The sequence below is a fragment of the Falsiroseomonas selenitidurans genome (genome assembly GCF_012103215.1).
GTDB classification, from domain to species: domain Bacteria; phylum Pseudomonadota; class Alphaproteobacteria; order Acetobacterales; family Acetobacteraceae; genus Falsiroseomonas; species Falsiroseomonas selenitidurans.
Map to the genome: position 1 here is coordinate 1 of NZ_JAAVNE010000138.1, position 749 is coordinate 749.

The window sequence follows — 749 nt, forward strand, 5'->3', positions numbered from 1 at the left end:
CGCAGAAGTGGTCCTGCAACTTTATCCGCCTCCATCCAGTCTATTAATTGTTGCCGGGAAGCTAGAGTAAGTAGTTCGCCAGTTAATAGTTTGCGCAACGTTGTTGCCATTGCTACAGGCATCGTGGTGTCACGCTCGTCGTTTGGTATGGCTTCATTCAGCTCCGGTTCCCAACGATCAAGGCGAGTTACATGATCCCCCATGTTGTGCAAAAAAGCGGTTAGCTCCTTCGGTCCTCCGATCGTTGTCAGAAGTAAGTTGGCCGCAGTGTTATCACTCATGGTTATGGCAGCACTGCATAATTCTCTTACTGTCATGCCATCCGTAAGATGCTTTTCTGTGACTGGTGAGTACTCAACCAAGTCATTCTGAGAATAGTGTATGCGGCGACCGAGTTGCTCTTGCCCGGCGTCAATACGGGATAATACCGCGCCACATAGCAGAACTTTAAAAGTGCTCATCATTGGAAAACGTTCTTCGGGGCGAAAACTCTCAAGGATCTTACCGCTGTTGAGATCCAGTTCGATGTAACCCACTCGTGCACCCAACTGATCTTCAGCATCTTTTACTTTCACCAGCGTTTCTGGGTGAGCAAAAACAGGAAGGCAAAATGCCGCAAAAAAGGGAATAAGGGCGACACGGAAATGTTGAATACTCATACTCTTCCTTTTTCAATTCAGAAGAACTCGTCAAGAAGGCGATAGAAGGCGATGCGCTGCGAATCGGGAGCGGCGATACCGTAAAGCACG

At 48.3% G+C, this 749-nt stretch carries 1 protein-coding gene; it reads right to left on the reverse strand.

What is annotated here, in order from left to right:
- Nucleotides 1-659, reverse strand: a 659-nt coding sequence (gene bla, locus HEQ75_RS27735) for a class A beta-lactamase (RefSeq protein WP_168035342.1), incomplete at its 3' end; no start/stop codon positions are given.
- Between the last annotated feature and the right edge of the window lie 90 nt (nt 660-749).